Source organism: Nocardia sp. NPDC004123 (assembly GCF_053603795.1).
Map to the genome: position 1 here is coordinate 112,168 of NZ_JBSGGG010000004.1, position 26,239 is coordinate 138,406.

A 26,239-nucleotide genomic window follows, 5' to 3' on the forward strand; every position below is an offset into this window, starting at 1 on the left:
AAGAGCATCCAAGAACGCCATTTCCCGACCACCACCTGTTTCGGATGCGGACCGGCCAACCCCTCTGGCATGCGTATTCGCAGCTATCGGGCAGACGACGACACTGTGGTGGGATCGTTCACCCCGGGACCGGACCACGGCAACGGACTCGGCTTGGTCCACGGCGGGGTCATCTCCACTGTGCTGGACTGCCATTCGGGTGCGGTCGTGTTCCAAGCCACCATCGATCGCGGGTGGTTCAGCGAACACAGCATGGTGGCCCCGTTCGTTACCGCCGGGTTCGACGTCAGCTTCCTGCGCCCCACTCCGCTGGGCCCCAGCCTCGATCTTTGGGCGCAAATCGAACAGCTGACCGAGCAGCAAGCCATCGCCAATGCTGAACTGCGCTTCGATGGTAAGACGAGAGTCTCGATGCGCTCCACCTGGAAACGGCTCAACCCTCGCTGAGAATCATCCGCGCGTTCTTTCACTACATTGATCACCCGCCATCACCGCACCGGACAGTCCGAGTGCAATGCTCCCGCTCCACCAGCAGGACGGCAGGTTCTCAAAGGTGATCGTCCACGTTTCGGGATCCAACCAGGTGGAGGGTCGGCCTCTGCAGGCATGGGCACGTGCGAGGGCACGGCACACTGCCTTCGGCATTATGGCGCGTTCGGCCGACCTCGGATAGTCACGGCCACTTGCTCTTTCGATTCCCCGCGCTGCCCAGTTCGGTCAGCGCGGCATGCGCCATGAGTGGATGCGTGCCGTTCTGATCGCAGGGAGCAGGCCGAGATCTCTTGTACGCCTATGGCGTACCGTTCGGGTATGACGGAGGTTCCGTTCCCGCGCCTGGCTGAGGTTTTTCCCGGCCTGGCAATCGAAGTTGCCCAGCTGTTGGTAGCCGAGGACACACGGCTCGCCCGGACCATCCAGGATCTGCGGTTCTACGGTCGGTGCACCTGCACACCCACCTGTCCGGTCCTGTTGACCGCACCGTTCGGCTCGCCCAGCCCGGGAGTGATTGAGCTGGAACGCGATGGCGAACCTATCGCCTTGCTGAATTTCGACCCCGCAGGGAGATCGGTGACCGGGATCGAGGTGCTCGATGGCCGCGATCTGACCATTCCATCTGCTTGAAACGGGACACAGCCAGCCGAGCCGAGCCCTGCGCTCTGCGGGATAGGTCAGCGCAGCATGCGCGCGTGTTCGGGCTTCCTCGGATGGACACGGGCAGTTGATCTTCCGTCGCGGCGCGCTTGCCGGTTCGGTCAGCGCGGTATGCGGCAGAAGCGGATTTTCTGACGCTACTCGACAGGCATCGAGGACCGATGGTCCTCAATCGCCTCACAATGCCGCTCGGTCCACCGTGTCCACCAATGCCTGAGCCATTCGGGGTGCTGGGCGTGGTCGTAGTCCCGTTCCTGGACTACGCCGTCGGAGTCCGCATGGAAGACGAACGCGACGAATCCATCGACCGCATCCTCGAGTGCCGCTCCATAGTCGTAACCGGCTCCCTCCAAACCTTCACCAGAGACGGCGCAAAGGAAGCAATCCTGATCCGAGGCGGCAAAGCAGCCGGATCCGTCTCGAAAAAACAGCTTTCGTCGTAATCCGCGATTCCCCCGGCTCGAAGGCCGACAAGGCCGAAGAACTCGGCGTCCCCATCCTCGAATGAATCAGGCTTCGTGAAAACTCCTGGAAGGCGGCCCCGAAGCGGTAACGCCCCAGCGGCCGCCGCGCCCACCGCCGAGGAGTGAGGTAGGCACGCAACCCGCCACACCGATGGGTCCGGTTCGATGATCGTCCGCCGGATCGCTGCCGAGAGGTTTGGTGGTCAGCCGAGGCCGGACCGCCCGGTGGCATGAATAGGTATGCGTATCGGTCAGCGCCCCTTGCCGGGGTGTGTGCGTCGAGGGGAGTTCCTAGATTCTTCTGCGGCGTTGCAATGACGCCGAAGAAGAATGGAAGGGACTACCTCTCTTGAAGACCAATCGAATCCGTCGGGTGGGCTCGGCAATGGCCGGATTCGCAATCGCTGCGGCCGGGTGTGCGATCGGTGCGCCCGGCGCGTCCGCAGATATCACGGCGACCACATGGACGCCCGGGGTCGGCGGTGATCCGAACGTGTACACGCTCTCGGCCTCGGTGTCGGACCCGAGCGCGCTGGTCTATTTCTACGACTACCAGTTGGATGGGTCGAACTACTCGTCGTATGTCCTGGTCGGTGGTGGTCCGCAGACTGTCAGCGGCGGCACCGCGCAGGTCACCTACTATCCGGCGACCACGGGCCAGCACTTCATCAATGTCGTGGAGCGGTCGGCGACCGGTGAGTACATCACCCAGGGTGGTGGACCCGCGATTCAGGTTGCGGCCCTGCCGAAAACGGCCGCCCCCGCCGTGTGCGAGCCGACCGGCGGCAGTCTGGCCAATGGTGAGTTCACGATTCAGGGTCAGGTGCACCACCCGGGCACCGCCTACACGGTGACATTCACGCTGCCGGCCGACCAGATGTCGTCGTTCTCCGGGTCCACCGCCTACATCGAAGAGGGCGCGTTCCCGGGCACCATCGTGGGGACGACCACCTTCACCAATGGCGTGGCGACCATTCAGTACACACCCAAGAATCTCGGTGAGGTCGATCTGACCGCCCACGCTGGCTCGGCCGACGGTATCATGGTGGGCCACAAGCAGTTCCGACTTGAGTTCAGCAGCGCCCCCACCGGCCCCAGCGGCTGCAAGACTCCCGGCAGCTCCGGTAGCGGCACCGGCAGCGCGGACTCCATCCCGGTGATCGGCGGCCTGCTGAACGCGCTCGGCCTCTGACCAACCTGTTCGACTGCGGGTACGGACGCCCACAATCTCCGGACCCGCAGTCGGACAACCGCTCTCAGGCCGTCCGATTTCGGCACCTGCCAGATCGCAGATCCTCGGTCAACTCGCTCGTAGCCGAGAAGTTGGCGGTCATCGGCAGTTGCGGACGTTCCGCGGCAGTCGGACCGGTGCGGCCGGTCGATCTTCCGTTACGCCGCGGATCCGAGCAGCCCAATCCCGAAGGACAGCGGTCTCGGCGCCGTCGGTCTGCGCTGGTGTGGCGGATTTCCTCGGAATCGAGGCAAGATCGGAAGCGGCAACGACGGCTCGCTCGTTGAGACCCTGTGGACACTGTCGAAGGAGATCGTGATGGCGGAAGCGTTTGTGCTCGGTGGTGTTCGGACCCCCTTCGCCCGGTACGGTGGTTCGCTGTCGCACGTTCGGGCCGACGACCTGCTGGGGATGACCATGAAGGGTGCGTGCGAACGCGTCGGCGTGGGTCTCGATCAGATCGAGGACATTGTCGCGGGCTGCGTCAATCCGGCCCACGAAGGTATGGGCGATGTCGCGCGGTGGGCGGCGCTGGCGGCGGGATTCCCCGACACGGTGGCCGGGGCGACGATCAACCGGTTCTGCGGGTCGTCGCTGAGTGCAACCATCAATGTCGCGCACGCGATCAAAGCGGGGGACCTGGGCGTCGGGATCGCCTGTGGCGTCGAGTCGATGTCGCGGTCGGGATGGGCGTACATGAAGGGCGACAGCCCGTTCGGCCCCCGTGGCCCGGTCATCCTGCTCGACACCATGTGGGCGGGTGCGGGCGGTCCCGCCAATCCGGCGCTGCTGGCGCGCAATGCTTACATCGGAATGATCGAGACAGCACAGAACGTCGCCGACCGCTACGGGCTGACCAGAGAGGAAATCGACGCGTTCGCGCTGCGGACGCAGCGAAATGCCAAGGCGGCCAGGGATTCCGGGCGGCTGGCCAAGGAGATTATGCCGATAGAGATCGCCGCGACTAGGAAGAGCCCCGCCCGCCTGTTCGAGCACGACGAATTCATCCGCGACGACACCACCGCCGAAAGGCTCGCGGCGCTGCCCCCGCAGCCGGGGACGACGCAGATGACCGCAGCGAACTCGACTCCCCTGACCGACGGAGCCAGCGCACTGGTGCTGGCCTCGGGTGAACGAGCAGGCGAACTCGGCGTCGAACCGCTGGCGCGGGTGGTGTCGTCCGCGGTGTACGGGATCGATCCGCTCTACATGGGTCTGGCTCCGGCGTGGGCTCTGCCTCTGGCGATCCAACGTGCGGGCCTGACACCCGAGCAGATCGACGTGTGGGAAGTACACGAGGCATTCAGCGCCCAAGCCCTGGGCGTGCTGCGTGAACTGCCCAACCAGCTGGACGGTTTCATCATCCCCGACGAGAAGCTGACACCGAACGGCGGCGCGGTGGCAATCGGTCATCCGTTCGGCGCCACCGGCGCCCGCTACGTCCTGACCCTGGCCACCGAACTGCGGGAACGCAATGCCCGCTACGGCGCGATCGGAGTCTGCATCGGATCCGGTCAAGGAGTCGCAATCGTCCTCGAAAACCCGTCCGCCGCCTGAGAAATCTCACCGAAGGAACGACGTACGGGGTTCCCCCGGGAGGTCAGGAGACGACCTCGATGAGCTTGCCGGCGGCGTCGTCGAAGACGAAGCCGCTCGGCCGTTGTCGCTCTCGACGCATGTGTCACTACGGTCATCAGCAGTTGCGGACGTTCCGCCGGCCTCGGATCGGCACAGCCAGTTGATCTTCCGATGCCCCGCGTCGGCCGGTTCGGTCAGCGCCGTCAGCGGCAGTAGTGGATGTTCCTGCACAGTGGTCGGTTCCGTCGACGGCCAGCCCGCATCAGCCGATTATCGCGGTCGCTTGCGCAACCCAACAGATAAGTCTGGTTTATCGGTCGCTCCGAAGATCGATATTGATCCATCAGCCCTGACGGTGGGATCGTCTGGGAAGCAAGATCTTCCAGCATTGCCGAGAGGACATCGAACGCGATGACAGAGTCGTTGCCAGCAACTGCCGTCGTCCGCGTCGGGCGCGTCACCTTCGATCCAAGCCTGTACGACGCGGTCGTCGCTGCGGACAAGAAGACCTCGGAATACCTGATCCCGGCAATCCTGCGACTGCCGGGTCTTCTTCATTGGTACGCGGGCGTCTCCCCTGAAGGCTCGCTCTCCCAGGTGAGCATATGGGACTCCGAAGAGCATGCGGCGCAGATGGACGAGCTGAAGGAGATGCGGGTAAAGGCACGCGACGACTTCCGGGCAGTAGGCGTGACGTTCACGGCAGAGACCGCGACGTACACCAATTACCCGATCACCTGGACCATCTGACCAAAGTGCCGGAGGGAACACCAACCGCAACCAGTCGGTAACACCGGCCACGCACCACCCGCTTCTCGGCATTACTGGATATTCGTCAGCAAAGAGCAGGGGTCACAGGTGTGGAAGCATTTCGGGCTGTGCGAGTCGCTCGAGGGTTTCCGCGAGGCTGTTATCGGTGCGGCCGAAAACGGCGTCGAAGTAGGCCAGTAGGGACGAGCGTTGGAGGTCGATCGAGCGGCTTGGATCGATCGAGCCGATCGCGGCGTTCTTCGCGTCTTCGGGGAGAAGGCCCGCCGCGGCCAGTTCTGCCACGATCACTTGTTCGTCGGTGAAGGACATGTGGCGGGTGCCTGCGATGCGGAGGGGCAGCTTCAGTCCGGTGTTGGTTGTCCAATACGGTTCCCAGCCCGAGTGCCCGAACCACGGCGAGGTGTCGCTGGCGAGGAGCTACGGGCCGGGCGGAGATTGTCGAACAGAGATTGATTCCGAATGAGGCGAGGCCGCCCGAGGCTGCTGTCTACATGGTCGTCGGCGCACTGTCCGCCACCATTCGCTCCGGCAGTGGCGACTGGCGCCCGGTTGCTCACTCTGCTGTCCGACGGGCTGCGGGTTTAACCTGGGTGCGCATCACCGCTCCAGCGACAACCAGCCCGCGTCGATCAACTGCTGTGCCAGGCTGTCTGCCTGGCGAATGCCCGCTTGGAACGCTACCGGCCAGCTCGCGAGCACATCCGGGTCGGTCGCGAACGCGTTGAACACGTCGATCGTGGCCGCGTCGGGGCGGAACCGCACGACGGTATCGGCCGCCCTCGTCGCGAGTTCGGCCCGAACCTGTTCGGGCGGGAACATGTGCGCCAACGGTTCAACGACCAGAACGACGTCCGAGACCGCGGCGAGGTCCGCGTTGGTGGGCGACCAAACGCCGCCATCAATGTAGTAGCGGTCTCCGACAACGACAGGCGGGCGGAGTCCAGGAAAGGACTGGCTCGCGGCGACAGCGGTCGCCAGGGGCACACCGCTGCCGCTGTCCCAGACCTGGCGCTCACCACTGGCCGCGTCCACGACGACGATCCGCAGCCTGCGATCCGGCCAGTCGTTGCCGCCGACCAGCCACTCCATCGGTGCGATATGCGCCGGTTGCGCCGGCTCCTCGGCCATCGCCATTCGACCCACCTTGCGCCGTGCCACATCACGATCCAACGTCCGGTCAAATAGCACCGAGAAGACGGCGGCAACCAACTCGCGCTTCACCGCCGACGGTGGTTCCGTGCTGCCGGGGGGACGTGGATCGTCGGCTCTTGCTTCGGTCCGAGCGTTTGCAACCCCACCTCGCGCGCTGATCAACTGCGCGACAGAATGTCGTCCATGCATTTCCCGGGCCGTCTTCCGTTCCGTGGCCGGATCATCTGGCTCACGCCCGAACAGGGCGGACGCTCGTCGGGCCCACCAACCACACCGGTCGATCAAGACTATGCCTCAACGGCATTCGTACCGCCGCGCACCGTGAGCAATGGGTTGGCATCGTTCGTCCTGCGGGTTGACGATCGTACGGCGTGGAACTCGCCTGCCAACGCAGGATGGTTGATAGTCGAGAACACGGGCGTGTACAGGATCCAGGTCGGCTCGGTCGTTGTCGTCAACGAAGGATCGCGTGCGGTCGGTCACTTTCACGTGGATGAAGTGCTCGACGCTGAAGTCGCGATGGCTGCAGCAGGTGACCTGATCCTGGAACTGGAGCCGCTCACCTACTACTCCTACAACGACGAGGCGGCGTTCTTCGAATGGCTCGATAAGCTTCCCTGCGTCACCTCATATCGAGGTCGAGGTAGGGCACTGTTCATCGCCGTCAACGTCGCCGCGGTCGACGATGAAGCGTTCCGCGACCTACTCGCCCTGTACCAGCGCTACGGATTGAGCCGCGACCCGTTGCGCAGGCTAGCTCCCGAACGCTTCACGGCATTGTTCAAAACGGCAGCTCCGACCGATTAGATGAATCCTGCTGCGATATACGGAATTCGGCAGGATAGTGCGTTCCGTCAGCCTCGAATCGGCACGGCCGGTTGATCTTCCGTCGTGCCGGCGCCGGCCAGTTCGGTCAGCGTGGTCCGCGGAAACAGTGGATACTCCCACAGGCACGAACTACCACGATGACCCTGGTCTGTCTACCTTCGGACGCCTTTGCCCGCAGGATCATTCGCTAGGTGCTGCTTCGCCGCCATCTACCACCTCATGAGCAGTGTCTGGTGCCGAGGGCGGCGCTGGCTTGGCCGTCTCGTCACGATGGGCATCGATCGCGGCAAGAAAACGCTCCACCGATTCTATTGACGTGTCGGCCATCTGGATCCTGGTGCCGTCGGGTAGATCGACGAGAAGACCCTTGATCCGGTAGCGGGCAACCCAATCCCGCAGGATTTCCACCAGCATCTTGACCGCCCCGCCTGCCCCCAGGGTCCCGAGCACCAGCGCGGTGAGTTCCATGACCGGTTCCGGCGGTCCGGTCAGTCCCGTGTCATCATCGATGAACGCGCCATTGCCCAAACGCTTTGTGCGAGTAAGGAGGTCATCCCACAGGATGTCGCTCGTGCTGTCGTCCGCCCAATACCTGATTCGCAATGAATCCTGACGCACGACGAAGCTCACCTCGATAGCGTGCTTGGTCGGTTCTGACTGGGACCCGTTGACACCGTCCGGCATGCTCACCGCCACAGCCTGCCATCGCCGCGTCGATACCGCCCGGCGTCGGCAGGCGCCGAGTGCGCGAACCGGAAGTGACTGAAGCAGACAGCACGCTCATCGGTATTCGGCCGGCCTCGGATGGCCACGGCCAGTTGATCTTTCTGGTGGCCGCGTTGGCCGGTGCGATTGGTGCGTGTCGGGGTTCAGATGGCTGCGGATGCTCGGCGGAGGGCGTCGAGGGTGGTTTCGGGGGAAGTGTTGAAGCAGAATCGAATTCCCGGGGCCGCCTCGGCCAGGACGTTGATGATGCGCTCGAACAGCGGGGTGTGGTCGGGGAGAGCTCGTATCGCACCGCCGATCATGACGAGGTCGAACCGCTGGTGGGCGAGCAGGGTTCGTATTTCGGATTCGGCTTCCTCGGGTGATGCGCCGACAAGGTATGGGGTGATATCGAATTCGGTGTCGCGCAGGGCGTCGTTGGCGGCGTCGACCCTGGCGGTCAGCTGTGCCTCGTCCAGATCGGGGAAGCGGCTGTAGTCCATGGCTCGGGGGTGCAGCCCGATGGTCAGTGCCCTGGGCCGCGCAATCGGTTCGGACATTGGTTCTCCTCTGTGGAGGATGGGACCCGCGTGTTCGCATGGGACGATGGAGGTCCGGTTCGACAAGATTGCTTTGTATGCAAAGATATTTTGGAGAGAAAGGTATGTCAACGGAGCCTGGCCTGTCCTTGGACGACAGCGTTCGCGCCATGGTGCTGCTCATGCCACGGCTGATCGGGCGCGCGAAACGCCTGCCGGTCCCGGCAGCGTTGCGATCATTCGATCTGGCGCCTCGCCATCTGTCGATGCTGACCTATGTGCTGTTCGACGGGCCGCTGACGGTCAACGAGCTGGCGCAGCGGCTGGAGGTGGCGCCCACGACCGTGAGTCTGATGGTCGCGGACCTCAGCCGCCAGGGCGTCGTGGATCGACGGACCGACGACAATGACCGCAGACGAACCCTTGTCACCATCGCCGATTCCCATCGAACGGCGGTCGCGGCGTGGCTCGGTGGCGCGGATCGCGGCTGGCGTACAGCCCTGGGCCCGCTGACGGCCGAGCAGCGCGCCCTCGTGATAGCGACGCTTCGCGCCTACGAGGAAGCCGTCTCCGAACGCTGACAATCCCACTGCCGTGCCGCCAATTAACATGCGAAACACGTCGAAGACCGCCCGCAACTCGGCATATGCATGCACTGCCGACCGACGTAAGGCGCTCAGCCCGTTGATTTCCCGAGGACCGCGGTGAGCACTGTAGGTCAGCGCGGTATGCGGCAGAATTGGGCGTTGTCCGATGGGCGCACCATACCGGCTCGGCCGGAAGAAACGGCGTCAGCGCTCGCCTGACTATTTCAGGCCTTCTCGTTGCTCGTAATCGGCGTAGCCATCCTCGAGTGTCGGCAGCACCAGGTCCACCCGGAAAGACGGCGCCGACCACAGTAGCGAATCGCGCAGTCCTTCCATGAGATCCGACCACGAACGGAGATCGTCGGTGGAGGCCATCAGCACATCCGACGAACTGGCCGACAATGCCTCGGCGTCGAACCAGCGCAACGAGACATCGGCATGCTTCTCGAGCAGCGGCTGCACGTGCTGGCCGATCACCTGATGCCGTTGCTCCCTCGACAGCGCCAGCCACGCGGGCAACGCGGTGAGGTGAACGAAGATCGTGTACCTGGTTGTATTGCTCATGAAACCGGTTCTGCCGCAAGGGGTGCCGGATGCGCGGGGAACGACCTTCGCGCGACGACCCCAGCGAGAAACGGCTGGTACTCCGATCCGACAACGACCTTCGACACCCGTGCCGCGCCTACTCGGAGGAGGCGCGATGCGCCGGATGCTCGAGCCGCCGAGCACTGCACTCGGCAGTTGCGGACGTTCCGTCAGCCCCGGATCGATACGGCCAGTCGATCTTTGCCTGCCCCGCGCGGGCCGGATCGGTCAGCATGGGTAGGGGCATGTCAGGATGTTGAGCGGGGCGAGTATTCGCGCTGAACTTCAAAGTAGCCAGCAAGGAATTGTTCATGACCGACAGATCGGACGGTCTCGTGCGCGATGACCCGGGGCCTCGGAAGGATCTGGTGGAGCATTCTTCACCGTTCCTGCCTGCCGGGAGCGTTCAACAGAATCAGCGAGGTAATAACGACGACGCTAGGAATATCCGCATCCCAGGATGTCACCGACGAAATGGAGTTGCACTGGCTCACCCCGAAGGTCGTCTTTGACCTGGCGGCGTCGGGTTATGTGGTCCATCTAAAGCTCTATGATCCGGATTATTGGCGCTTCGTCGACGAAGTCAAACAACTCGAAGCCGAGGCGTACGAGGAAGATGACGACAATCGGGACGAAGACTGACCGCCCCAGAGGTCCCGGTGAACCGCCCGGGTTTGGCAGAACCGAATGCCACTGAGCCGCAGCAGCTCTCGCCGCTGGCCACCGCGCGCTGGCCGGTTCGGTCAGCGGGTACGCGGCAATACAGGACGTTGCATTCTGCAACGATTATCTTGTTCCGTGGCCGACGCCGGCCTGCGGCCCCGGGGTGATCGAGCGACCGAAACCCAGGACCGATGGCACCGCGCCTCAATCGCCGCCCACGATCTCGGGATAGAAGAGATCCTCATCCTCCTCGGGCCAGCCGAGCCAGGTTTCGTTTCCCGGATTCACAATATCGACGCTGACGCTCGTGTTGCTCACTGTCAGCATTAGAACTGCTGTTGGCAGATCCCATCGCAGTTCCGAGTTTCGGCCTACCTTCGCAGCAGTCGGCTTTCCCATTATTTCGGTCATTCGATGGCCAACCGTGGAGAAAGCGTCGACCAGAAACAGGCTTGCGCTGGGATCGTCCAATACAACGTCGATGACATAGAACGAGATAAGCTGCGGGACAGCCGAGGGATCGGGGGTGTCACCTTCGGAAACATGAACCTGCGCATCGGTGCGGTTGATGTCAGGTCACTGGTCAGAGCAAAATGCGTGCGACCGAGTTCGCTCAGTCGCCACCCAAGTCTGGTGCTGAAGGTTTCGAGGTCGTCGAGTCCCCATGTCCAGTTCAATCCGGCTGCTATCCGTATGACTCGGACAGCACCGTCGAGATCGGCACGCATGATCGAGAACTTACTTCCTGCCGCCGACACCAGCATGTGTACCAGGCACCGATCGTGCTCGCTCATCGGCAGTAGCGGACGTATTGCATCGCATCAGGTTCCGGCCGCCGGCGCCCCGCGCTGGCCGGTTCGGTCAGCGCGGTATGCGGCAATTGAGTGTGTTCGGCATAGGTGTCTAAAGGATCCGTGGACTACGCAGCGGACGACCGGCCAGCAGCGAGGAGCGGTGGTCCGATCGCGGCTGGTCGTTGGGGTCAACTTGTGGACCGTCCACGCGATATTCATCAGGCAGAATCTGGAGCAAGAATCGGCGGTTATTTCATGGTGCACTACCCATCGCCCACATCGCGGTCGCGGGCTCTGGCATCGAGACTGTGACAACGCGACCGTCAGAGTTGCGTGAAGCGCGAGATGGCGGTTACCTGCCATGGGCCTTTCCGGTTGTCATGCACGCGATCATGCCGCGCCCTCGATCCCCATCAGGGGAAGCCCGCGCCAGGGATCAACACCAACACGCGCACCCGCGCCTGTTCCCATATGCATAGTGCCCCACCGAGTGAACTCGGCGGGGCACTATCGTCTTGATATACAGCCGATTTCGGCGGTACGCCGCGAACACCGGGAGCAGCCTCCGCTCAGATGCTCTCGGGGAGAAGGTGGTCGCGGAGCAGGTTCTTCTGGACCTTTCCCGTGGCGGTCGTCGGCAGTGCATCGAGGAAGACGACCCGGGTCGGCGTTTTGAAGCCCGCCAGTCGTTGCCGGGCGAAGGCGATGACCTCGTCGACGGTTACCTTCGCGCCATCGTCCAGCACGATGCACGCGACGGGCGTCTCACCCCATTTCTCGTGGGGCATGCCGACGACCGCCACGTCGCGGATGCCCGGCATCGCGGAGATCGCGAGTTCGACTTCCCTGGAGTAGACATTCTCACCGCCACTGATGAGCATGTCTTTCTTCCGGTCGACGAGCGTGATGAACCCCTCCTGGTCGGCGAAACCCAGGTCGCCGCTGTGGAACCAGCCGTCGCGAAGCGCACGGGCCGAGTCCTCCGGGCGCATCCAGTAGCCGGCGAATACGTTGTCGGCGCGCACGAGCAGCTCACCGACCGTGCCCACCGGAACGTCGCGGTCCGCGTCGTCGACAAGTCTGGTTTCGATGCCGAACAACGGTCGCCCGATCGAACCGGCCTTCTCGCGGACGTGTTCGGAATCGAGCAGTGCCACCGAGGGCGAGCATTCCGTCATCCCGAATCCTTCGCGGAACGGAATACCGCTGCGCGCAAGGAAGTCCAGGACCGGGCGAGGCGCGGGCGCACCGGAGGTGAGAGCGCATGCCAGCGAGGACAGGTCGTAGCGTTCCAGATCGGGCACTTCCATCACGGCCTGCCACATGGTCGGCACCAGCAGCAATTGCGTTGCCCGCTCGGCCTCGACCGCGTCGAGGACCGCCGCCGGATCGAACGACGGCATGAGTACGTTCCGGGCTCCGACGTAGAGGAAGGGCAATGTGTAGAGCCCCAGACCTCCGATATGGAACATCGGGAGTGCCGTCACGGTGACATCACACGACCGTAGGCCGAAGGCCGCGACGACTGCGGCCGCGTTCGCGCGCAGATTCTCGTGCGTGATCATCGCCCCCTTGGGGCGACCTGTGGTCCCGGATGTGTACATGATCACCGCCACGTCGTGACGGTGAGCGATCGGCGTCACCGGCGTCGGATTGGCGGTGGCCAGGAGCGCGGCATACTCGTCGCCGAGGACGACGATCTCACGGACGTATGTGCCCGGTTCCTTCGCCGCGCGCTGGGCCTCGGGGAATGCGGCATGGACGAAGAGCAGATTCGCACCGAGATCGCCTAGCACGTAAGCGATCTCGGGTGCGGTCAGCCTGACGTTGATCGGAGTGAAGATCGCGCCGAGCTTCGCGGTGGCGAACAGGATCTCCAGACACTCGACGGAGGTCGGCACGACCGCGGCGATGCGGTCGCCGCGCCGGATGCCGAAACGATCCCTGAGCTGGTTGGCCAACCGGTTCGTGCGGTCGTCGAACTCGCGGTAGGTCCATGAACGGTCTCCGGACACGAACGCGATCTTGTCGCCACCGAGTTGCGCCCGCCGGGTGGCCCAGTCACCGATTCCCTGCATTCCTCGACTCCTTCGACTTGATTGGTGAGCCGTGCTCGGCGGGCTCAGCCGACCTTCGGGGTGACGCGATCGAGAATCGCCGCGAAATCCACACCGCGAGGCAGGGTTCCGTAGACGCTGCCGCGGTCGCCGTCGAGGCGGGTGGCGATGAACGCGTCCGCTACCGCCTGATTGCCGGACCGAACCAGCAGCGACGCTTGCAGAACCAGCGCCATTCGTTCGATCACCCGGCGCGCGAGGACCTCCGCGTCAGCAAGATCCGCCAACTGGGTCCGGATTTCGTTCACCGCGCGCTCGATACTCGGTTCCGGACCGGCGAGCGCGACTTCAGCGAAGAAGGCGTCGACCGTATGCGGGTTCTTGCCCATCGCGCGCAGCACGTCGAGCGCCGCGACATTGCCGCTGCCCTCCCAGATTCCGTTGAGCGGAGACTCCCGGAACAGGCGCGGCATCTGCGACTCCTCGATGAAGCCGTTGCCGCCGAAACACTCCATTGCCTCGGCCGCGTGTGCGGGCCACCGCTTGCACACCCAGTACTTGCCGATCGCCAGCGCCAGCCGCAGGAAGGTCGATTCCGCCTCGTCCCCGCGCACCGCCCGGTCGTGCGCTCCCGCGAGGCGCATCATCAGCAGCGACGCCGCCTCCGACTCGACCGCCAGGTCCGCCAGGACATTTCGCATCAGAGGCTGATCGATGAGGTAGTTGCCGAACGCCTTCCGGTGCGTCGCGTGGTGTGCCGCCTGGGTGACACCGCGACGCATGCCCGAAGCGGCCCCGATCAGGCAGTCGAGCCGAGTCATGTTGACCATCTTGATGATCGTCGGCACGCCCCGGCCTTCGTCGCCGATCCGCCACGCGACGGCGTTCTCGTATTCGATCTCCGCCGACGGATTCGATCGATTGCCCAGCTTGTCCTTCAAGCGCATCAGGCGAATGTTGTTACGGGTGCCGTCCTCGAGGACCCGCGGCACCAGGAAGCACGTGACGCCCGCGTCCGTCTGCGCCAGGACGAGGAAGAGGTCGGCCATGGTCGCCGATGTGAACCACTTGTGGCCGACGATCCGGTAGGTCCCGTCCGGCTGCGCGGTGGCGCGTGTGGTGTTGGCGCGAATGTCGGAGCCTCCCTGCTTCTCGGTCATCGACATCGTCGCCAGCAGGCCGGACTTGTCGAGCGGAGTACGCAAGCCGCCCTCGTAGCGGGAATTCGACAGCAGCGGTTCGTAGATCGCCGCCAGCTCGGGGGCGTCGCGCAGCGCGGGCACCGCAGCGTAGGTCGCCGAGATCGGGCAGGTGTGACCGGCTTCGACATTGCTCCAGACATAGAACTTCGCCGCCCGGGCCACGTGGCTACCTGCCCGGGGATCGCTCCACGGGGCGCCGTGCAGGCCATTGGCGACCGCCACGGACATCAGTTCGTGCCACGCGGGGTGGAACTCGAGGTCGTCGATCCGGTGACCGAATCGGTCGTACGGCCGCAGGATCGGCGGATTCTCGTTCGCGAGCCGACCCCACTCCTGGACCTGTTCGGTACCGGCGAGCTGCCCCAGCTGCCCGATATCGTCGACCGCCCACTCGGCTCCCTCGCGGACGAGTGCGTCGAGCAGGGTCGCATCGTCTGCGACGTTGTGGCCGTAGAGCGGTACGGACTGGTTGAACACCTCGTGTGTCTGCATGACTGCCTCCTTCGACTGCCCAATTCGGACATTACGTTTTCTGAACAGTCGATGTCAATCGGTAATATTCGATTAGCTCGCGTGCCCCACCTCCGGGATCGACACGAACTCGTCCTGATAGGCGATCCAGACCTCATGCAGGCGGTCAGCCGTCCACTGCACTGGTCGAAGCTGTTGTGGCAGAAGGGGATCAGTGAGAAGGTGGCGGACAATCGCGGTGGCGACAGTGAAGCGATCCACTGTGCTCTCGGCCCGTTCGATCAGCTCGAGCAGCCTTTGCGACTGCGCCTCCCAGGCGGGCAGGTCCCACAGCAGTTCGAGTAGTTCATCGGCGGGACGCCCAGGTCGGCCGACGAAGATCTCCACCGGTGCGTCCCCGAGCTCGAGTGATCGTGTCAGATTGGCGGGACGCAACCACACCCCTTCGCGCAGTTCCGCCAGGCGAAGTCGAGCCAGCCGGGTCCGGAGCGCGGCGCGATCCCCCGGATCACGCCCGGTGCCCGCCACCACGACGACCTCCCAGTCGCCGTCCCATGGGCGTGTCCCCTGCTCGACCTCATGCAACACCTGCTGTCGGCGTTCGAGGAGCGGTTCGCTCAATCGAAATCCCTCGTGCGTGCGCGTCAGGTCGCCGCCGGAAACCATCCGAGTCAACGCAACCCGGGCCGCGGATTCCTTGATACCGAACGCACCCGCCGCCCGCACGACCTGCCCCGGCGTCGGTCGCGTCGGATGATTGCTCACCAGCAGACTGAGAATCACCCCCCGCGCCGTCAGCCGAGGGAGATAAGCCTCCAAATCCAGACGCGCGGAATCGGTCGCGTCAGTCACGTTTCGTGCACTCCTTGCTCTGCGGCAGAGCGCATGGCCGCGACCCTGCACCCTCCAAGTACCCGGAGATTCGGCCCGGTACCGATGTCTCCAACCGTAGACCGGAGCGCGCTGCTCGTGGCTGACGCCCCGACGGCAGGCTACTTACCGGACGTTGTGGCCTCCTGGGCGAACCAACTCCCGATCATCGGCAGTTGCGGATGTTCTGCACCGCACCAGGTTCCGGCCGCCGGGGCCTCGCGCTGGCCGGTTCGGTCAGCGCGGTATGCGGCATTACGGTGCGTTCGGTCGGCCTCGGATGGATACGGCCAGTTGATCTTTCGTCGTCCAGCGCTGGTCACTTCGGTCAGCGGTATGAGCGGAACCTCGCCGGCCGTGTGAGGGGAAGTCAGCTGCGGTGAATCCTTGGCGCGGATTTCGCAGATTTGGGCGGACGACTCCGACGCACCTCCGCGTCAGAGAATTGCGGCCTGGATCCGGGCGAGGTGGGCGGCGAGGATCTCTTCGAAGGCGGCGCGGCGGTCGGCCCCGAGGGGGCGGATCTCGCGGGCGAAGTGGGCCAGGGCGGGGAAGCGGTCTGGGTCGGCGCCCAGGACCGCGACGCGGAACTGTTCGATGCCCTGTTCGTACTCACCGGGGGTGAGGGTGTCGATGCCGGCCTCGGAGGCGATCAGCGCGGCGAGCAGGATCACGATCCGGTGGTAGTGGCGCGGAATCTCCTCATCGGGCAGGCATGAGGCCCGCAAGGCCTGGAGCACCTCCTCCATGACCAGCCGGGAACCGGTGCCGCCGGAGCCGTAGCGTCCCCAGAGCGCGGCGAGTTGGGGGTGCCGGCCGAAGGCCTCTCGCAGGCGCAGGGCTGTGGCGGTGATGCGCTGCTTCCAGTCGCCCTCGGGGTGGTAGCCGTCCATCGCGGCCGCCAGGATCCGGTCGGCGACCGCGCGCAGCAGCTCGGTCTTGTTGCGGAAATGCCGGTAGAGGCTGGACGAGTCGGTCCCGAGCGCCGCGGCGAGCTTGCGCACGCTGAACGACTCGGCGTCGCTCGTGCGCAGCAGCTCCGCCGCCATGTCCAGGATGTCTTCGGTCGACCAACGCCTTCGGCCTGTCATCTCGCCCCTCTCGTCCAGGCTCAGGGTACCCGATGCACTTGCCGGTGCACGCGGTGCGTGCAACACTGTGTGCATTGGCTGGCCGAGCAGTCTGACCGGGAGAAAGTAGAGAGACGGACATGAGCGAGACCACCGCTGTGCAGCGGCCACCCGCGCCGGATTTGTAGGCGATGACACCCGAGAAACTGATCGCCTACCGCGACGCCGAGAATCGCTGGCGGGCCTCCAGCGCTGCGTGGCCGATCATCGGGGAGCCGGACGCCGGGGCCGCGATCGAGTGGCAGGAGTTGGCACTGCCGGGCCGCGACCTTCCGGTCCGGGTGTACCGGCCGGCGTCGACGAGCGACGGCGAGGCCGACACCCGAACCGACCTGCCACTCGTGATCCATGTGCACGGCGGCGGTTACGTGGGCACAGCAGCGCAATGCGACTGGACCAACAGCCACCTCGCCGCCCACCTGCCCGCGCTCGTCGTCTCGGTCGAGCACCGCCTCGTCGGCCCGGACAGCACGCTCGCGCACGCCGCCGACGACGGCTGGGACGTGCTCGAGCACGTGGTGCAGCACGCTGCGCAGTGGGGTGCCGACCCGGCTCGCATGGCTGTCTTCGGCGAGAGCTTCGGCGGGCTGATCAGCGCCCTGACTGCGATCCGAGCTCGGAACGCCGGCGTGCGGCTGGCCGCACAGGTGCTGGTCAACCCCGCGGTCGAGGTGACCGAGACGATGTACGACTATCCCTCCATTGCCGAGTACGCCGACAACCCGAGCCCTGCCGTGCCGGTACTGCGGCTCCTGCGGCGGTTCGCCGTCCCGTCGGGAACCGACGCCCGCGCATTCTCGCCGCTGTACGCGGACGACCTGAGCGGGCTCGCCCCCGCCCTGGTCGTGGTGCCGACCCGGGACGCACTCGCCGATCACGGCCGCCGCTACGCCGAGCGACTGCGGGCGGCTGGGACCTCCGTACGGCTCACCGAGTACCCGGGAGCGCGGCACGCGTTCCTCACCCTGCCGGGCATGGAACCGCAAGCCGAACTCGCTCAGGCGGAGATCCTCGAATTCCTCCGCGCGACCCTGGCAGCGTGACGAAGGAACGATGTACCTGAACACTTTTCCAACACGCTCATCGGCAATGGCGTGCACTGCCGGCGGCTGTATGGCGCTCTGCCCGTTGATCTTCCGATGCCACGCGCTGGCCGGTTCAGTCAGCGCGGTATGCGGCATGAGATTTTGATAGCGATGGCCGCTCGTTCCGGCGGGCCGGTCCGGTCATTGCCCGATGGTCGTCTCGAATCGGTGCCGGGTGGAATACAACTCCCAGGCGGCTTCGGCGAGATCGGCAGGGTCGAGGGGTTCGGGAAGCAGAGCCGGATCCCATTGTCGGGCCGCGTATTCGGCGGATTCACTGCCACCGACCATGCCCGCCACCTGGACCAGACCGGCATACACCCCGGTTCCGGTCAGTGAAACGTGGAGATTGTGCAGATAGGCCCGCGCCGCTGCCGTCGCGACCGCGACGTTGCCCAACTGCGGGACCGGCATGCTCGCCGTGACCGCCAACCCGAACAACACTGCCCCGTCGCCGCGGTCGAGCATGTCCGGCAGCACCGACTCGATCAACACCGTCGGCGTCCGCAGCAGCATGTTCAGGCCGAACTCGAACGACTCGGGATCGCAGGCGCGGATATCGACCTGCCGCTGTATCCATTCGGGCCCCGCCGGCGCGTACTCCAGTACGTCGATGCGGCCGAACCGGTCGGTGATCGCCTCCACCACACCCGCAAGCTGTTGCCGGTCGGCGAGGTCCGCCACGAACCCAGCGGCCTCGACACCGTCGGCGGCCAGTTCGCCGACCATCGCGTCCAACTTCGACCTGGTGCGCGCGACCAGGGCGACCCGGAACCCGTCGCGTCCGAACCGGCGTGCCACCGCACGTCCGAACCCTGGCCCCGCACCGAACACCGCGATCGTCTTGGACATGAACACTCCTCCTCGAAACCCAGAAACTTGACGGCTCCGTCAAGTTGATTCGAGAGACTACCGCATAACATGACGGTGCCGTCAAGTTATAGACTCGGGCAATGCCATCCACCACCCCCACGTCCCGGCCGTTGCGCAGCGACGCCGAACGCAATCGCGCCCGGCTGGTGACCGCGGCACGGGCGATGTTCGCCGAGCACGGAGTCGACGTGGCAATGGCAGACATCGCCCGCCATGCCGGGGTCAGCAACGGCACCCTCTACAACCGATTCCCCACCCGGCAGGACCTGATCGAGGCGGTGTTCATCGACCGCCTCGAAACGCTGACCGCGCTCGCCGAGCAGACAGCCGCAGATCCCGATCCATGGCACGGATTCGTCTCCTACGTCACCGGGATGTGTGAACTACAGGCCGACGACCGCGGGTTCAACGAGGTCGCTGCCCGCGGCCTGAAATCGGCTGCCGCACAACCACTGCGGGACCAGGCCGCGGCAGCGTTGGCGCGCCTGTTCGGCAACGCCAAGGACCGCGGTCTGCTTCGCGTCGACGCCGTCGTCGACGATCTGGCCTTCGTGGTCTGGGGAATCTCGCGCACCGTCGAGATGACCCGTGATCACGCACCCGACGCCTGGCGCCGTCACCTCACCCTGCTCATCGACGGATTCCGCCCCACCGACACACATCCACTCCCCGGACACGGACCCCTGCATCCGGCCGCTCACTGACCCGACAAACGAAGCCGGCGATCGGCGTCGCAATGTCTCATGACCAAGGAGCCGACCCAACTCTCCTGCCGTCCCACGAAGTTGAGGCACTGCAGGCAGGGCCTACGCCCTGCCTCAGCTTCGATCGGACGGGACAACGACCGGCTCAGTCGGCGCGGGAGGTCAGGGGAAGCCTGCTCATCGGCAATAGCGTGCGCTGTCGGCGGTTGGTCAGCCGCCCGGGATGCCCGCGGCCCGTTGATCTTCCGAGGTGCCGCGCTGGCCGGTTCGGGTCTGACGCTGCTGTATCCGCATGCGACATACGTCATCTGGCAGCTCGCCAGCGCGGAACGCACCGACTGGATAGCGCAAGGCTGGTTCTGTGCCTACGCGCAGCATCGTGTGGAGATCTACGAAGACGGCGAGGTACGCACACACATGTATCCACATGGCCCCTCCACCGGGCGCGACATCGCGGCCATCACCAAGGCCGCCGTACGCGCTCACGGCATTACCGACCCGGGACGAGAACTGCGGTTCCGCGCTTGGATGTCACCACAATCACAAGGGCTACAGGCATTTCGGCTTGGTCTCGAGTGGGATGAGCGCGAAGAGCGCGACGGGTAGCACTGGTCTGCTGCCAGCTGTTGTCAAGGGACTGGGAATATCCTCAATTCGGTGTGGGCTCAGGCGGTCATCGCAACACTTCATGGAGTGCTTCTGATGGTGAGCGGAATCCGAGGGCTTGCCGAGGACGGCCGTTGAGTTCGTCAGCGATGGCATCGAGGTCCGCTTGGCTGAAGGTGCGTAGGTCGAGGTGGCGGGGAAGATATTGGCGGAGCACACCATTGATGTTTTCGTTGCCGCCGCTATGCCTCTCGTCAGGCAGGCGTAGACGCCCCGCGATCGTCGAACTCATCGCTCTTGGCGGCATGCTTGGCGCGAAGGGCCTCGAGTTGGGCAGACTTGGCCGCGGCCATGCGTTCGCGGGTGGCGGCGCTACGACGCGGAGCCGGTGCCGGGGCCGGGCGGCGGCGGGGAATGCCCGGGCGACGCGCCGCGGGCCGCCGAGGCCCGGGGGCTTCGGCGGTGCGCACGGCGTCGGCCAGCAAGCTGAACGGGAGGATGAAGACCCAGAAGAAGATTCGGTACTCACCACTGTGGAAGAACACGGCCAGGTAGATGCCGTAGCCGAGGAACGCGGTGCCGATGAGACCGTTGACAACGCGGCGGCCGGGGTGCAGTCCGGAGGCCACCAGCGCCACACCGATCACGACGATTCCGCTGACGAACAGCATCACCACATAGAAGCCGAACACGCATTTCCCCCACCACGAGCAGATAGAACGACGATCAACCTAGATCACCGGCGCCGGGACCTCCAACCCGAACCCGGTCCCGGGCACCGAGGCTGCGGCATCTCGGCGTGCGCGGTGAGCCAATCCTGATCGCATCCGCAATAGCGGGCGTGGTGGCGGCCCCACTTCGAGTGCTGCGCCTCGTACACCAGCCGATCGCCGTAGTGATAGCTATCGCGCGTGAATCCCGACCCCGCGCCAAGTCTTCCGACATGCAACCACCACACGGCCGCCAGCACCCACCGATCCAGCGAATCAACCTCCACAGCAAAGTGTTTCAGTCGCCAACCCTCGCTAACGCCAGTTTCCGGCCAACTCGACCTCACCTGCCGAATCCTCACGGGGCACGCTCATCGGCATGAGCGCGCGCTCCGCCGGCCTCGGATCGGCACGGCCAGTTGATCTTCCGATGCCCCGCGCTGGCCGGTTCGGTCAGCACGGTCAGCGGTAGTTCAGTACGTTCGGCCTGGATCGAACCCGGATCGGACTGCCAGGAACTCGAGGACCAAGCGGCGCAGCTCTGGAGCTTGCGCGCCGTCCAGCTCCGCGATCATCGCATCCGCTCGCCGGGCAATGCCCCGCGCCTTGTCCAACAGCCCGGCCGGGCCTGACCATTGGTCCTGACGGAGCCGGAGCACGGCAAGCAACAGATCTCCCGGATAAAGGTCACCAGCAGCGAGCGGATTCGCCTCCAGCCGGTCAAGTACCCGGGGCAGGATGGCTGCGGTTCCGACTTTCTGCGACAACATGATTCGCAGGTCCTCTGTACTCAGTCCGATCGGAACCTTTCGCAGCCTGTGGACTGTCCGAACCAAGTTGGTTGCCTCCGAAGGGGGTATCGGCCAAACAACGCCCTCGACGCCCTCAACCGATCGCGGGAACTCTCCGCCACCGGATACCTGCTTCACCGCCGTCACTACCTCCATCGCGCTCTGCTCGTTCGCGCACAATAGTTGTCCGCTGTCAGGACTCGCCCGACGGTAGCGTCGCCAGTCTGAACAGCGCGGTATGCGGCAGAAGAGGATGTTCTGGGCCGCAGGCGTTCTCGCTGTCGGTCGCGGCCGCCCTGGCCGATTCGAACCGCGCGGGTTGCGCCATGAGCGGATGTGCTTCGGGTCGTGGGCTGAGGCGTCGGCCGACTCGTCGGCAAGACCGTTTGTTCTCTTTAGCAAGCTTGCCGTCCTATGGAAGAGTGGTGCCCGCTCGTGAATTCGGCTCTGCGGATCCGGGGCTGAGGTTGGTCGAACGATGAAGGGGTGGCTTGATGGAAGCAGCATTCGATGTGGCCGGGCTGATCGGCTATCGCTATCGGGTCGATGACTACTACGAAGTTGGTCGGGAGAAGATCCGCGAATACGCGCGAGCTGTCCAGGACTCCCATCCGGCACACTGGAGGGAGTCCGCTGCCAACGAGCTCGGGTTCGCCGGGCTGGTCGCACCGGTGACGTTCGCTTCGATCGTGGCGATGCGGGCCAATCGGGCTCTGCTCGAGAACGTCCTGGCCGGCTACGACATGTTCGTGCACACCGACCAGGTCTTCGAGATGTACAAGCCCGTCCTGGCCGGTGACCGGTTGATCAGTGATGTCGAACTGGCCTCGGTTCGCCGTGTCGCAGGCAAGGACCTGCTCACCGTCACCAATACGTTCACCGACCAGTCCGGCCAGATCGTGCAGATCATGCACACCACGATCGTCGGCATCACCGGCGATGACGTCGAGGCCGACATCAGCGATGCCATCGGGGGCGTGATCATGAGCGGTTTGGAACCCGCGCCCGCAGCCTCGGCGCCACAAGGCGAGCACCCACTGGCCGATCAGCCTGCACAGACCGCCCCTCGAGCTTCGAACCAATCGCGAACCCGTTTGCCGCACACGGCAATCCGTTTCGAGGACATCGCCGTCGGCGACGAGCTACCGGCCCGGACCGTCCGACTGACGCGGGGCGACCTGGTGAACTATGCGGGAGTCGCCGGTGATGTGAATCCGATCCACTGGAACGAGGAAGTCGCTTCATTGGCCGGCCTTCCCGACGTGATCGCGCACGGCATGCTGACCATGGGCCTGGGGGCGGGGTTTGTCACCGACTGGCTCGGCGACCCCGGTGCCATCATCCGGTACGGAGCCCGGCTGTCGAACTACACCGTCGTCGGAGCTGTCTCGGCCGGGGACGTGGAGTTCACCGGGCGGATCAAATCGATCGACCCAGAAACCAGAACCGCCACAGTCGTTCTCACCGCGAAGTCCGCTGGGCGCAAGATCTTCGGTCTGGCCACCATAGACGTCCGCCTCAAATAGACGGGCGACTCCATGATGGCGCGCTCGGCGATCTGATGTGTACCCATCGCGCTCATCGCAGAAGCGGATGTTCCTGCGCCGCAGTCGGTCTCGCGCCCGACCGGTCTGCGTTGACCGGTTCGGTTAGCGGCAAGGCAGGATTTTGGCGTCGGGATGTCATCGTGAGTTCTCGATGTCGCTGCTGATCAGCATGAACAGAGCTGGAACCATCCCGCGGCAAGAAGGTGCCCGCCACGGCATGATGGGCCCATGACGAAACCGACGCCGTCCCGGGATGGGGTGGATGCACGAAGGTCGGCAAGGCGACTGTTCCTCGGACTGATCGTCGGTTTGGTTGGCGGGGTGGCTATTACGACGGTCGCGGCAGCCGGATTGTTCATGCATCGCACCGATACGGTTCAAACGTATCCGGCATCGTCGGCCGACAACTATGCCGCCGCGGTGAAACGAGTACATAGCCCCATGGATCTCGACCGCTACGAAGTCTGGCTCGGACGATTGGTCGACGGCGGGGTACCGCGCGGTCACGTCGTGACGATACCGCTCGCTTGGAGCACCCAGCCGCGCATCGACTGGAATCAGGACATGGTTGTCCTGCATTTCGAGCCCGGCGGTGAGATCCGTGTTCCGATGACGATGGTGCTGGATACCCGGTAGCCCAGAATTGCCTGGGGGCGTGAGGGTTCGGCGTATATCGGGTGGTTGCGGCCCGGCGGGGTAGTAGTGGCGATGCGTGGCCGGATGTGGCTGTGCACCTTCGAATTTCGCGGTCGTTACCGCCGGCACCCGTCGAGCAGCAGGCCGATGGTGAGATGCACGTCGTAGTTCGGGTCGACCATCTCTGCGCCCGCGCAGATGTCGCCGATGGCGCGCAGCAGTTGATAGGCGGAGACGTCGGCGGTGATCTCGCCGGCGTTGCGGCCGGCGGTGAGGAGACTGTCGAACACCGGCACGAGTCGGTCGAGGAAGAGTGTGTGCAGGGCGGTGAAGCTGTCGGGGTCGCTGCGCATCGCAGCGGCGAGTCCATGCTTGGTCACCAGGAAGTCCACGAACAGATCCACCCATCGACGCAGTGCGGCGAACGGTGAGGACTCCGCCGCGAGCAGGGCGGGTCCGGCCTCGGCGCAGGCGTCGATCTGATGGCGGTAGACGGCCGCGACGAGGTCCGCTCGCGTGGGGAAGTGGCGGTAGATCGTGCCCATGCCGACGCCCGCCGCGGCGGAGATCTGGCGTACCGGTGCGTCCACGCCGTGGGTGACGAACACCGATGCCGCGGCATCGAGCAGGGCCCGCTCGTTCCGTCGCGCGTCGGCGCGTTTGGCCGAACTGGCGGCGGCCGGCATTCGCTCGTCGCGTGCGTCCACGTGACTTCCCTTCTTCACGGCAACGGTTGTCAATCGGAACACTGCTCCGTATATTCGGAACAGTGCTCCGCTTGAGTATATCCGCGGGTTCGCGCGGATTCTCGACCCCGCCACGGCGCAGCGCTCATCGCTATCGAAGGGAAACCTCATGCCCGGACCAGACACTGCCGCCCGCAGCGCTGTACCCGCCCTGACCACCCCGATCATCAGCGTCAAACCGGTCGTCCTGCCCGCGCCCGAACGCGGCGACGACCTGCAGGTGCGCGTATCCGCACCCATCGCCGGCACCGGTCTGCCCATCGTCGTGCTCGCCCATGGCTACGGCGAGTCGATGTCCTCCTATGACCCGCTGGTCGACTTCTGGGCAGGCAACGGTTTCGTGGTCGTGCAGCCCACATTTCTCGATTCACGGACCCTCGGCCTCGCTCCGGCCGATCCGCGTTACCCGGACATCTGGCGCGTTCGAGTCCGCGACGTCACGCAGGTACTCGACCAGCTCGACCGGATCGTTGCCGCGATTCCAGGGCTCGACGACCGCATCGACCGCGACCGTATTGCCGTCGCAGGACATTCCTGGGGCGGACAGACCGTCGGCATGCTGCTCGGCGCACGCGTCATCGGCACGGACGGGCAGCCCGGACCCGATCTGAGCGATGCGCGGGTGAAAGCCGGTGTCCTGCTTGCTACTACCGGCCTCGGCGGCGACACCCTGACCCCGTTCGCCGCCGAGAACTTCTCCTTCATGAACCCTGACTTCGACAACCTGACCACATCGACCCTGGTGGTCGCGGGCGATCACGATCAATCCCATCTCTCGACCCGCGGCCCCGACTGGTTCACCGACGTCTACGCCTACAGCCCTGGCGCCCAAAGCTTGCTCACCGTCTTCGGAGGCGATCATTCGCTGGGTGGAATCCATGGCTACAACGCCAAGGACACCACCGACGAAAGCCCCGACCGCGTCGCGCTGATCCGGAAGGCCGCGTGGGCCTACCTCCGCAGTGCCCTCGGAATCGATGACATGGCATGGAAGCAGGCGCAGACCGATCTCGCGCAGACAGCCGATCCGATCGGCCGCATCGACCACAAGTAGAGGTACCCATCGCAAGGCGGTGACCGGCTTCAGTGTTCTGGTAGCCAGCGGTAAGCTGCTATTGACGTCTTCCTCGGTACCCAATGACGTCTGGTCGGTGCTGCAGCTGTCGGCCCGGCTGAATGGGCGTTCCTGTCGGGACGCATGATGAACTTCATCAAGGAGCGAATCGGGTGTCGCAAAGTCGATTCGGCACGTGACGTACTCGCAGACCCAGTCCGGTAGCTCGGCAGCGCCGCCCAGTACCCGGACGTCTCAAAGCTCGTTGTAAGGAAGCAAAATGTCTACCAAGATCATCAAATCCCTTGCCGCGACTGTTATTGCCGCGCCCCTGCTCGTCCTCGCCGCGCCCGCCGCAACTGCCGATTCGACTGCCACGGCGCCCCCGTCGGCCTCCGCCACTCCGGTCGACGGATCGTTCGGATCAGCTACGTGGTGTATCCCACTCGGCAGTGTCGTCTGGTGCATCTGAGTGAGCGTCCGAGAGCTCCGGTGTGGGTGCGTGACGCTCGAGATTCGAGTGAACTCCTGGCAGAGCGGTGATTGCTGAAATCAATTGCTGTACAAGGAGTTCATTCGTCGTCATTGCGTATTCCCGTGTGTTCGTCGTGCCCGAATGGCATTGCGTGGCCGCATGACCAGCAGATTCGAGCAGTGGCGTCGCGCAGTCTTCAGGGAGCAATCCCGACGACTGCCGCATTACATAAT

Annotated in this window: 28 protein-coding genes and 3 pseudogenes; 16 read left to right on the forward strand and 15 right to left on the reverse strand. The window is 64.8% G+C overall.

Annotation, left to right across the window (positions count from 1 at the left end):
* The first annotated feature begins 69 nt into the window (after positions 1-69).
* From ACWEQQ_RS06650 to ACWEQQ_RS06675, 6 genes and pseudogenes are all read left to right on the forward strand, one after another.
* A complete protein-coding gene (locus tag ACWEQQ_RS06650; RefSeq protein ID WP_452347498.1) occupies positions 70-447 on the forward strand; it encodes a PaaI family thioesterase in 378 nt (125 codons plus the stop codon).
* Between the two features lie 363 nt (positions 448-810).
* Entirely contained in the window at positions 811-1,122 is a 312-nt protein-coding gene (locus ACWEQQ_RS06655) for a hypothetical protein (protein WP_452347499.1), read from the forward strand.
* A 293-nt stretch (positions 1,123-1,415) separates the two neighbouring features.
* Positions 1,416-1,785 (forward strand): annotated as a pseudogene (locus ACWEQQ_RS06660) (BRCT domain-containing protein); the annotation flags it as partial.
* A gap of 216 nt (positions 1,786-2,001) precedes the next feature.
* A complete protein-coding gene (locus tag ACWEQQ_RS06665; RefSeq protein WP_452347500.1) occupies positions 2,002-2,808 on the forward strand; it encodes a hypothetical protein in 807 nt (268 codons plus the stop codon).
* 357 nt (positions 2,809-3,165) lie between these two features.
* Positions 3,166-4,404, forward strand: coding sequence for a thiolase family protein (locus ACWEQQ_RS06670; protein ID WP_452347501.1), 1,239 nt, complete (start codon positions 3,166-3,168; stop codon positions 4,402-4,404).
* 432 nt (positions 4,405-4,836) lie between these two features.
* Positions 4,837-5,175, forward strand: coding sequence for a hypothetical protein (locus tag ACWEQQ_RS06675; RefSeq protein ID WP_452346377.1), 339 nt, complete (start codon positions 4,837-4,839; stop codon positions 5,173-5,175).
* Between the two features lie 102 nt (positions 5,176-5,277).
* Here the strand turns inward: ACWEQQ_RS06675 and ACWEQQ_RS06680 are convergent, their stop codons facing one another.
* Positions 5,278-5,505: a hypothetical protein gene (locus ACWEQQ_RS06680; protein ID WP_452347502.1), complete on the reverse strand. Its 228-nt coding sequence runs from the start codon at positions 5,503-5,505 to the stop codon at positions 5,278-5,280.
* Between the two features lie 288 nt (positions 5,506-5,793).
* Complete coding sequence (locus tag ACWEQQ_RS06685; protein ID WP_452347503.1) at positions 5,794-6,417, reverse strand: patatin-like phospholipase family protein; 624 nt, start codon at positions 6,415-6,417, stop codon at positions 5,794-5,796.
* 114 nt (positions 6,418-6,531) lie between these two features.
* Between ACWEQQ_RS06685 and ACWEQQ_RS06690 the strand changes: the two genes are divergently transcribed.
* Positions 6,532-7,155, forward strand: a complete 624-nt coding sequence (locus tag ACWEQQ_RS06690) for a hypothetical protein (protein ID WP_452347504.1) — start codon at positions 6,532-6,534, stop codon at positions 7,153-7,155.
* A gap of 201 nt (positions 7,156-7,356) precedes the next feature.
* On the opposite strand, the gene ACWEQQ_RS06695 is transcribed toward ACWEQQ_RS06690, so the two are convergent.
* A complete protein-coding gene (locus ACWEQQ_RS06695; protein ID WP_452347505.1) occupies positions 7,357-7,866 on the reverse strand; it encodes a hypothetical protein in 510 nt (169 codons plus the stop codon).
* 179 nt (positions 7,867-8,045) lie between these two features.
* Positions 8,046-8,441: a hypothetical protein gene (locus ACWEQQ_RS06700; protein WP_452347506.1), complete on the reverse strand. Its 396-nt coding sequence runs from the start codon at positions 8,439-8,441 to the stop codon at positions 8,046-8,048.
* Positions 8,442-8,545: 104 nt separating this feature from the next.
* Here ACWEQQ_RS06700 and ACWEQQ_RS06705 point away from each other — a divergent pair, with 104 nt between their 5' ends.
* The gene (locus ACWEQQ_RS06705; RefSeq protein ID WP_452347507.1) at positions 8,546-9,001 is read left to right on the forward strand and encodes a MarR family transcriptional regulator; all 456 of its coding nucleotides are present in this window, start codon (positions 8,546-8,548) and stop codon (positions 8,999-9,001) included.
* A 225-nt stretch (positions 9,002-9,226) separates the two neighbouring features.
* On the opposite strand, the gene ACWEQQ_RS06710 is transcribed toward ACWEQQ_RS06705, so the two are convergent.
* Entirely contained in the window at positions 9,227-9,571 is a 345-nt protein-coding gene (locus tag ACWEQQ_RS06710) for a darcynin family protein (RefSeq protein ID WP_452347508.1), read from the reverse strand.
* A gap of 363 nt (positions 9,572-9,934) precedes the next feature.
* Here ACWEQQ_RS06710 and ACWEQQ_RS06715 point away from each other — a divergent pair, with 363 nt between their 5' ends.
* Positions 9,935-10,234, forward strand: coding sequence for a hypothetical protein (locus tag ACWEQQ_RS06715; protein WP_452347509.1), 300 nt, complete (start codon positions 9,935-9,937; stop codon positions 10,232-10,234).
* Between the two features lie 360 nt (positions 10,235-10,594).
* Here ACWEQQ_RS06715 and ACWEQQ_RS06720 read toward each other — a convergent pair.
* The 5 genes and pseudogenes from ACWEQQ_RS06720 to ACWEQQ_RS06740 form a co-directional block, all read right to left on the reverse strand.
* A pseudogene (locus tag ACWEQQ_RS06720) lies at positions 10,595-10,825 on the reverse strand (DUF6301 family protein); the annotation flags it as partial.
* A gap of 793 nt (positions 10,826-11,618) precedes the next feature.
* Positions 11,619-13,127 (reverse strand): acyl-CoA synthetase, encoded by a 1,509-nt coding sequence (locus ACWEQQ_RS06725; protein WP_452347510.1) that lies wholly within the window; start codon positions 13,125-13,127, stop codon positions 11,619-11,621.
* A 44-nt stretch (positions 13,128-13,171) separates the two neighbouring features.
* Positions 13,172-14,800, reverse strand: coding sequence for an acyl-CoA dehydrogenase family protein (locus ACWEQQ_RS06730; protein WP_452347511.1), 1,629 nt, complete (start codon positions 14,798-14,800; stop codon positions 13,172-13,174).
* Positions 14,801-14,872: 72 nt separating this feature from the next.
* A complete protein-coding gene (locus ACWEQQ_RS06735; protein WP_452347512.1) occupies positions 14,873-15,631 on the reverse strand; it encodes a PaaX domain-containing protein, C- domain protein in 759 nt (252 codons plus the stop codon).
* A gap of 455 nt (positions 15,632-16,086) precedes the next feature.
* On the reverse strand, positions 16,087-16,740 hold the full coding sequence (locus ACWEQQ_RS06740) for a TetR/AcrR family transcriptional regulator (protein WP_452347513.1): 654 nt from the start codon (positions 16,738-16,740) through the stop codon (positions 16,087-16,089).
* Between the two features lie 170 nt (positions 16,741-16,910).
* Between ACWEQQ_RS06740 and ACWEQQ_RS06745 the strand changes: the two genes are divergently transcribed.
* Positions 16,911-17,822, forward strand: coding sequence for an alpha/beta hydrolase (locus ACWEQQ_RS06745; protein ID WP_452347514.1), 912 nt, complete (start codon positions 16,911-16,913; stop codon positions 17,820-17,822).
* 183 nt (positions 17,823-18,005) lie between these two features.
* On the opposite strand, the gene ACWEQQ_RS06750 is transcribed toward ACWEQQ_RS06745, so the two are convergent.
* Positions 18,006-18,716 carry an SDR family NAD(P)-dependent oxidoreductase gene (locus ACWEQQ_RS06750; protein WP_452347515.1) on the reverse strand — a complete coding sequence of 237 codons (711 nt, stop codon included), beginning with the start codon at positions 18,714-18,716 and terminating at the stop codon, positions 18,006-18,008.
* A 101-nt stretch (positions 18,717-18,817) separates the two neighbouring features.
* Here ACWEQQ_RS06750 and ACWEQQ_RS06755 point away from each other — a divergent pair, with 101 nt between their 5' ends.
* Both ACWEQQ_RS06755 and ACWEQQ_RS06760 read left to right on the forward strand, forming a co-directional pair.
* Positions 18,818-19,441: a TetR/AcrR family transcriptional regulator gene (locus ACWEQQ_RS06755; RefSeq protein WP_452347516.1), complete on the forward strand. Its 624-nt coding sequence runs from the start codon at positions 18,818-18,820 to the stop codon at positions 19,439-19,441.
* Between the two features lie 237 nt (positions 19,442-19,678).
* Positions 19,679-20,047, forward strand: coding sequence for a hypothetical protein (locus ACWEQQ_RS06760; protein WP_452347517.1), 369 nt, complete (start codon positions 19,679-19,681; stop codon positions 20,045-20,047).
* 67 nt (positions 20,048-20,114) lie between these two features.
* Here the strand turns inward: ACWEQQ_RS06760 and ACWEQQ_RS06765 are convergent.
* From ACWEQQ_RS06765 to ACWEQQ_RS06775, 3 genes and pseudogenes are all read right to left on the reverse strand, one after another.
* Positions 20,115-20,288 (reverse strand): annotated as a pseudogene (locus tag ACWEQQ_RS06765) (IS30 family transposase); the annotation flags it as partial.
* A 13-nt stretch (positions 20,289-20,301) separates the two neighbouring features.
* The gene (locus ACWEQQ_RS06770) at positions 20,302-20,739 is read right to left on the reverse strand and encodes a hypothetical protein (RefSeq protein ID WP_452347518.1); all 438 of its coding nucleotides are present in this window, start codon (positions 20,737-20,739) and stop codon (positions 20,302-20,304) included.
* A gap of 491 nt (positions 20,740-21,230) precedes the next feature.
* Positions 21,231-22,055 carry a contact-dependent growth inhibition system immunity protein gene (locus ACWEQQ_RS06775; RefSeq protein WP_452347519.1) on the reverse strand — a complete coding sequence of 275 codons (825 nt, stop codon included), beginning with the start codon at positions 22,053-22,055 and terminating at the stop codon, positions 21,231-21,233.
* Between ACWEQQ_RS06775 and ACWEQQ_RS06780 the strand changes: the two genes are divergently transcribed.
* Positions 22,043-23,074 (forward strand): fused (3R)-hydroxyacyl-ACP dehydratase subunits HadA/HadB, encoded by a 1,032-nt coding sequence (locus tag ACWEQQ_RS06780; RefSeq protein WP_452347520.1) that lies wholly within the window; start codon positions 22,043-22,045, stop codon positions 23,072-23,074. The genes ACWEQQ_RS06775 and ACWEQQ_RS06780 overlap by 13 nt on opposite strands.
* 249 nt (positions 23,075-23,323) lie before the next feature.
* Complete coding sequence (locus ACWEQQ_RS06785; protein ID WP_452347521.1) at positions 23,324-23,731, forward strand: hypothetical protein; 408 nt, start codon at positions 23,324-23,326, stop codon at positions 23,729-23,731.
* A gap of 116 nt (positions 23,732-23,847) precedes the next feature.
* Here ACWEQQ_RS06785 and ACWEQQ_RS06790 read toward each other — a convergent pair whose 3' ends face one another.
* A complete protein-coding gene (locus ACWEQQ_RS06790; protein WP_452339039.1) occupies positions 23,848-24,417 on the reverse strand; it encodes a TetR/AcrR family transcriptional regulator in 570 nt (189 codons plus the stop codon).
* A 169-nt stretch (positions 24,418-24,586) separates the two neighbouring features.
* Here ACWEQQ_RS06790 and ACWEQQ_RS06795 point away from each other — a divergent pair, with 169 nt between their 5' ends.
* Both ACWEQQ_RS06795 and ACWEQQ_RS06800 read left to right on the forward strand, forming a co-directional pair.
* Positions 24,587-25,531: an alpha/beta hydrolase family protein gene (locus ACWEQQ_RS06795; protein ID WP_452347522.1), complete on the forward strand. Its 945-nt coding sequence runs from the start codon at positions 24,587-24,589 to the stop codon at positions 25,529-25,531.
* A gap of 280 nt (positions 25,532-25,811) precedes the next feature.
* Positions 25,812-26,003, forward strand: coding sequence for a hypothetical protein (locus tag ACWEQQ_RS06800; protein ID WP_452347523.1), 192 nt, complete (start codon positions 25,812-25,814; stop codon positions 26,001-26,003).
* The last annotated feature ends 236 nt before the right edge of the window (positions 26,004-26,239 follow it).